This window comes from Planotetraspora thailandica (assembly GCF_016863335.1).
Lineage (GTDB): Bacteria > Actinomycetota > Actinomycetes > Streptosporangiales > Streptosporangiaceae > Planotetraspora > Planotetraspora thailandica.
This window is the reverse complement of sequence record NZ_BOOR01000081.1, coordinates 40,203-46,590: the sequence shown is the minus strand read 5'-3', so window position 1 is coordinate 46,590 and position 6,388 is coordinate 40,203. Positions and strand designations below refer to the sequence as shown.

Below are 6,388 nucleotides of genomic sequence, written 5' to 3'. Positions count from 1 at the left end.
GCGGGCTCGGCCTGGCGATCGCCCGGCAGATCGCCGAGGCGTGCGGAGGTACGCTTCGGATCGAAGACAGCGACCGCGGCGCCCGCTTCGTCTTGCGCCTCCCGCGCTACCGGGAGACCGACCCGCACATACAGGATCCAGGCCAGATCTCCATGACGTGGTCGGCGCGGGGTCGGGGAGCCAGTGACTCACGGTCACTCGACACATCCGGTCCAGAGTCAACCCCTGGCCTGCACCCCCCATTTCCGAGTCAGGACGGTAAGATCAGCAACCTATTCTCAAAGCTCACAGCGTGGGTTCACATGAACGGCGCACTGGCCATGCGAGAACTCTCCGGAGGGTCGCAGATGGCGTGCTCGTCACCGCGGCGCGCCGGGAAGGTGCCAGGGCGGCGCGCTGGCCCGTGACGACCACAGGAGAGGGCGGCGGCTGACAGTTCATCGAGTTGTCCAGGAGCGAGGTACAGGTGTACCGGATGTCGTGGACGCGGATGCGCGGGACAGCAGCCCTATGGCAGTGGCCCTCGACGGGCGCGGTTGAAGTTGCGCGGCTCGATGGGCGTGCCCGTCACCTACAACAGCTGTGTGACCATCTGGGCGAACTCCTCAGGTGAAGCGATCCTCACGCCCAGGGCTTCGGCCTTCGCCCGCTTCGACCCGGCCTTCTCGCCCGCCACTAGCAGCGACGTCTTCGCCGACACGTTCGACGACGCCCGACCTCCCGCCCGTTCGATCAACTCGTTCATCTGCGTGCGGGACAGCGTCTCCAGTGGCCCGCTCATCGCGCCCGTGACCACGACCGTCATCCCGGCCAGCGGCAAAGCAACCGGCTCGCCGCTGCCCGACGGCCTCGTACTCGTACCGCCCTCGTCGCCGACCAGCGTTACTCCGGGCTCGACCATGTTCACTCCGGCCTTGATCAGCTTGTCGATGAGGTCGCCCAGCTCGACCAGCTCCGCGACCACCACTGGCGCCTTCTCCGAGCCGATGCCATCCACCTGCTGGAACGCCTCGGCGTCGGCCGCGCGAATGGCCTCCATCGTGCCGAAATGCCTGGCGATGCGACGGCTCATCGACCGGCCGGTCCCACGCACTCCCAGCGCACAGAACACCCGGCTCAGCGGCCTGGTCTTGGCCCGCTCGATGGCCGTCAGGAGGTTGTCGGTGGACACCTCCGCCATCCGCTCCAGGCTCAGCACCTGCTCACGGGTCAGGAAGAACAGGTCGCCGAAGTCGGCGATCAACCTCGCGTCCAGCAGTTGCTGGACGCGGTTGTCTGCCAGCCCCTCGATGTCGAGCTGGTCGCGCCCGACGGCGTAACCGATGGAAGCGATCGCACGGCAGCCTCGGCCGCGCACGCACCTCCACCGCTCCTGGGACGTGTCGATCGCGTCCCCGCAGGCCGGGCAGACCTGCGGGAACCCGATGGGCCGCTCGTCGCCGGTGCGTAGGTGCACCACGGGAGACTCCACCCTCGGGATGACGTCACCGGCCTTGTATACGACCACGCTGTCACCCAACATCAGCCCGCGGCGGGTGATGTCGGCGACGTTGTGCAGCGTCGCGTAGGTGACGACGGAACCGTCGAGCTCGACCGGCTGCAGAACTGCCCGCGGTGCGATCACACCAGTCCGGCCGGTGTTCCATTCCACCTCGAGCAGCTTCGTGATCTTCTCTGTGGCGGGCAGCTTGTAGGCGATCGCCCAGCGCGGCGCCCGCGAGCTGGACCCGGCCTGCGCCTGGTCGGCGGTCAAGTCCGCTTTGATGACGATCCCGTCGATCCCAAACGGCAGCTCCGGCCGAGCGGCGGCGATCCCCTCGATGCGCAGCTGCACCTGCTCGACGCTCGTCGCGACGATCCCGGCGACCGTGGTGCCGGCCGTTGTCTGCGCGCCCTGCCCGGCGACCCAGTCCATCACCTGGCTATGTGGCAGCTCCCGCAGCTGCTGCGCGAGTTCGGACGCGTCATCGGGCAGTGGCAGCGCGCCGTACCCGAAGAACGTCAGCTCGCACACGTACGGGCGGTCCTGCGCGCGCAGCGTGCCAGCGGCGGCGCTGCGCGGGTTGGCGAACGTGGTTCCGTCGTGGGCCTGGCGTTTCGCGCAGGCCGCCGCGAACTGCTCGCTGGTCATCATCGCCTCACCGCGCAGTTCCACGGTGACCGGGTCGGTCAGCCGCCCGGGGAGGCCGACGATCGTGCCGATGGCGTGCGAGACGTCCTCACCGGCCGTCCCATCGCCGCGTGTGACCAGCTGGACTAGGCGCCCACGGCGGTAGCGGGCGGAGATCGCCATCCCGTCCAACTTGGGCTCTACGCTCCAAGCGGTGACCGCACGACCAAGGCGGCGCTCCAACGAGGCGACCCAGTCGGCCAACTGCCCAGGGCTGAACACATTGTCCAGGCTGAGCATGGGCACGGTGTGCGGGACATCACCCACTACCACGCCCCCGGCGACCTTGCCCGTCGGCGAGGCCTCCAGCACGTGATCGGGGTGGGCCTTCTCGTAGGCGGCGATGCCGCGGACGAGTGTGTCATAGGCGTCGTCGTCCAGAGGGGAAGTGCCGTCGGCGTAGTAGGCCGCTGCGGCGTCGGCCGCCAGCTGGACCGCCTCGGCGTAGGCGGTCTCGTCGATGATCGCGGTGAAAGGTGGCGCGTCAGTCATTCGAACATCGTGCCGGTCGCGTCCGACAAATACGTCGCCACAGGCAGCTGCGACACCTTTGTCCGTCCCCTCTTCGTCGGCGTGTGGTTGAGCAGCGAGTACGGAAGTGCCCTCCCCGAGGGTTTTCGGACCCACGTGTACGGTTTGGGGTAGATCTTTCCTTAGGGTAATAACTCTAGGGAGGCTCTCCCATGAGCGATCTCGTCCCCGTCGTCTCCTACGCCCGCATCTCCGCTGACATCAAGGGCGACGAACACGGTGTGCAGGATCAGCACAAGGTCAACGGGGAAACCGCGCGGCGACACGGCTGGACCGTCGTGCACGAGTACACCGACAACGACAAGTCGGCGGCCAAGGCCGGTCGCTACATTCGCGTCGTACGGTTCCGATCCACCGCTCCACGATCGCGTTCGCCCCGCGGAGCCCGAGCCAGGGCGTCGGCGTCTACGCGCCCTCGGCGCCGGCGTCGTCCGGTGTGGCGGCGGGTGCCCCGTGCGCTTTGAGGCGTGCGGCGAGCGCCGCCGCGGCTTCGGAGAGCCCGGACCAGCGCTGGCTGCACAACAGCAGGTTGCGCTTCGCCCAGGAATTCGTCAGGTCCACGACCCGCAGGTCGTAGGTACGCTGCCAACGGACGACCGCGCGCGCGGGAACCACGGCGATGCCGACGCCGACCGCTACCGCGCTGCAGATCGCCTCCGTGGTCGGCAGATGCGCCCGGTAGCGAGGCCGGAGCCCGAGCGGCTGGGCCTGCCCGCTCAGATGCTCCTGCAACGGGTTCCCCTCGGTGAAGCCGACGAACGGGTGGCCGAGGCACTCGCTGAACGCGACATGAGCACGCGCGGCCAGAGCGTGGCCTGGCCGTGTGATGACGACCAGCGGGTCGGGACGCAGCACCGCCCGTTCCAGCCGACCCGAGTCCACGGTATCGGCGATGATCCCCAGTTCCGCCCGGCCGTCGGTGACGGCGGCGACTATCTCGTGGCTCGGCCGCTCCTCCAGTTCCAGGTCGATGTCGGGGTTGTCGGCCATGAAGTCGACTATCACCGACGACACGAGCGTTTCGGTTGCCGAAGTGTTTGCCGAGATCACCAATGTGGAGCGCAGGCCGTCAGAATATCGGGACAATTCTGAACGCATCCGAGCAATCTGCCTAACGACCTCACGGGCATGGGCCACCAGCAGCCACCCTGCCGGTGACGGCACAACGCCACGGCGGTGCCGGATCAGAAGCGGCGCCCCCAGAGCCTTCTCCATCGCCTTGATCCTCGCACTGGCCGAAGCCAGCGACAGGTGTGACCGGTCCGCACCCCGGGTGATGCTGCCCTGGTCGACTACCTGCAGGAATAGCTGAAGATCGGTCAGGTCATACGTCATGGTCGAGACGGTACCCACGTCGGCCCCACTCGAGAAGCCTTCGGCTCAGCCGAAGGCTTACCCCAAAAAAGACTCATTGTGAACTCGGAATCAAACGTCCAGACTTTGTGCTAATACGTCTATTACGACAGGTATCTACCAATTCCGCCTTCGGAGGTATTAATGTCATCTCAGGTCGAGCTAGCCGAAGTCGCCGAGAGCCGCATCGCCACGGACTGGGGCCTGGACCAGTGGGCGGACCGGATTCTCGAGCAGGCCGGCGTCGGAGTCACCATCCTGGACCGCCACGGAACGGTGATGTATTACAACAAGTGGGCTTCGGAGCACCTCGACCGGAAGCCCGAATACATCGGAAACGACGTCCGGAAGCGGCATCGCCGAGCGGTGACCAATCCCCGTTTCGACGCCATGCTCCGGCTTTTCGAGGAGGGCCGCGTCGAGCCGGTGAGCTACGTCGCCAGGCCCTACGGAAAAACCACGATCCTGGTCACGGTCTCACCGATCCGGGTCAATGGCGAACTGGTCGGCTTCTCTCAGATCGTACTTCTCAAGGACGAGGTACAGGAGCTCTGCGCGCGGTTCGACGAGTCGGGACGCGAATCCTTCGAGAGAGAAATGCTGCCTAACGGTCTGCAGACGGCCTGAGGCAATCCGGTGCCGATCGACCCCACTGACGCTTAAGTGTCAAAGAGGGAGATGAGCCCGGCAGTGGGCTCAATCGCTCTCCTCAAGGACCAGGTCCGCCGACAGGGCGGCAGAGTTGAACTCGCGGATCTGCGGCCACGCGCGACGGGCTGCGGCTTCTCCTGGAACCCGCAGCGGAACAACATGCGTCAGCGCGTCACGTCGAGCCCATTTTTCAGCGACGCGTCACCGAGCGATGCCGTCGTTCGCCGGTGTGGACACGGCGAAGATGGCCCTTGTCGGTGTGATGCCTGAGTGGCCGTAACCGTCAGGGCCGGCAGATTCGCCGGACCAGGTCGTGCCAGCCGGGGAGGAGGCGCCGTTCGACCTGGTCCGGGGCCCGATTGAGGTCGGTTGCCGACACGTAGAGCAAAAGAGGTCCGTCGAGGGCGGCGGTGAGCTGGATGGCAAGCAGGTCGAGGTCGGCCGGGCCGAGGTCGATCTGGCCGAGAAGCATCCGTATGTGAGCTTGCGACAAAGGTGACTGGGACCCGGAGGGGATGGGCTGGCGGCCGTCGAGGGCGGCGCGGGCGATCTCCTGATGCTCGACGAGGAAACGGACCCGGGCCTGGCCGTAGGAGATGAGGCGGTCCAGCGGCGGGGCTCCCGGACCGAGCGGTGGCGGGCCGGAGAGCACCTGCTCCTGGAAAGCGCGTTCTCCGTCGTCCAGCAGCGCTTGGAAGATCCCGGCCCGGGTGCCGAAACGACGGAACACAGTGCCCTTGCCGAGCCCCGAGCGTTCAGCCAGGGCGTCCATGGTGAGCCGCTCCTGACCGAGCTCGGCGATCATTTCACGGGCGGTGGCGATCAGGTGCTGCCGGTTGCGTGCCGCGTCCGCGCGCTCAGGGCGTGGCGCTCCCCATGAGACGTCGAACTGGTTCACGCGCCCCACACTACCGCCGAATACGTAAGCGGGGTAAAGTCCGGTTATGCTGCTCGTGGCTCAGCGCTCCTTCGGGCGCCGGGCGTGCAGCACTGACATCCCATGCCCCCACGGGGGTCTGGATTCGAGCACACAACTCGCAGATGGGGAGAAACCATGACCACGGTTGACGCGTCGGAGCGCTTCACGACGTTGCCCGACGAGGCGACGCTTTCGGCGACGGTGGTCGCACTGGAAGAGCACGGCTTCAGCGCCGAGGTCGTAGACGACTTCGACGCCGCCCGCAAAGCCGCGTTGGCGCGGATCCCGCACGGCTCGTCGGTGATGACGAACACGTCGGTGACACTGAAGGAGACCGGCATCGAGGACACGATCAACACCGACGGGCCGTATGAGTCGGCGCGTAACAAGATGCTCGCGCTTGACTACCAGACCCAGGCTCAGCAGATGAAGGTGATCGCGGGCCAGGCCGACTACGCCCTGGGCAGTGTGCACGCCGTCACGCGCGACGGAACGCTCGTCATCGCGTCGGCCTCCGGCAGCCAGCTCGCCGCATACGCGTGGGGCGCCACTAATGTGATCTTCGTCGTGGGCGTCCAGAAGCTGGTCCCCACACTGGAGGCCGCCCGCGAACGGGTCTACCAGCACAGCCTGAAGCTGGAGGACGCGCGGGCGCAGGCCGCGTACGGACAGCACAGCAGCGTCGGCAAGATCCTGGAGATTCATCAGGAACTGCCCGGGCGTATCCACGTCATCCTGGTCCGCCGGCTCGTCGGATTCTGACC

General features: G+C 66.8%; 6 protein-coding genes. 3 read left to right on the top strand and 3 right to left on the bottom strand.

The features are described from left to right. Positions 1–571: 571 nt before the first annotated feature. Positions 572–2,662 (bottom strand): NAD-dependent DNA ligase LigA, encoded by a 2,091-nt coding sequence (gene ligA / locus Pth03_RS37910; protein ID WP_203949330.1) that lies wholly within the window; start codon positions 2,660–2,662, stop codon positions 572–574. 191 nt (positions 2,663–2,853) lie between these two features. Here ligA and Pth03_RS37905 point away from each other — a divergent pair, with 191 nt between their 5' ends. Next, on the top strand, positions 2,854–3,165 hold the full coding sequence (locus tag Pth03_RS37905) for a recombinase family protein (RefSeq protein ID WP_203949329.1): 312 nt from the start codon (positions 2,854–2,856) through the stop codon (positions 3,163–3,165). Here the strand turns inward: Pth03_RS37905 and Pth03_RS37900 are convergent. After that, entirely contained in the window at positions 3,107–4,036 is a 930-nt protein-coding gene (locus tag Pth03_RS37900) for a LysR family transcriptional regulator (RefSeq protein ID WP_203949328.1), read from the bottom strand. The genes Pth03_RS37905 and Pth03_RS37900 overlap by 59 nt on opposite strands. Before the next feature lie 162 nt (positions 4,037–4,198). Here Pth03_RS37900 and Pth03_RS37895 point away from each other — a divergent pair, with 162 nt between their 5' ends. Beyond that, on the top strand, positions 4,199–4,681 hold the full coding sequence (locus tag Pth03_RS37895; protein ID WP_203949327.1) for a PAS domain-containing protein: 483 nt from the start codon (positions 4,199–4,201) through the stop codon (positions 4,679–4,681). Between the two features lie 307 nt (positions 4,682–4,988). Here Pth03_RS37895 and Pth03_RS37890 read toward each other — a convergent pair whose 3' ends face one another. Further along, the gene (locus Pth03_RS37890) at positions 4,989–5,603 is read right to left on the bottom strand and encodes a TetR/AcrR family transcriptional regulator (protein ID WP_239119688.1); all 615 of its coding nucleotides are present in this window, start codon (positions 5,601–5,603) and stop codon (positions 4,989–4,991) included. A gap of 156 nt (positions 5,604–5,759) precedes the next feature. Between Pth03_RS37890 and Pth03_RS37885 the strand changes: the two genes are divergently transcribed. Next, positions 5,760–6,386, top strand: a complete 627-nt coding sequence (locus Pth03_RS37885) for an LUD domain-containing protein (protein ID WP_203949326.1) — start codon at positions 5,760–5,762, stop codon at positions 6,384–6,386. The last annotated feature ends 2 nt before the right edge of the window (positions 6,387–6,388 follow it).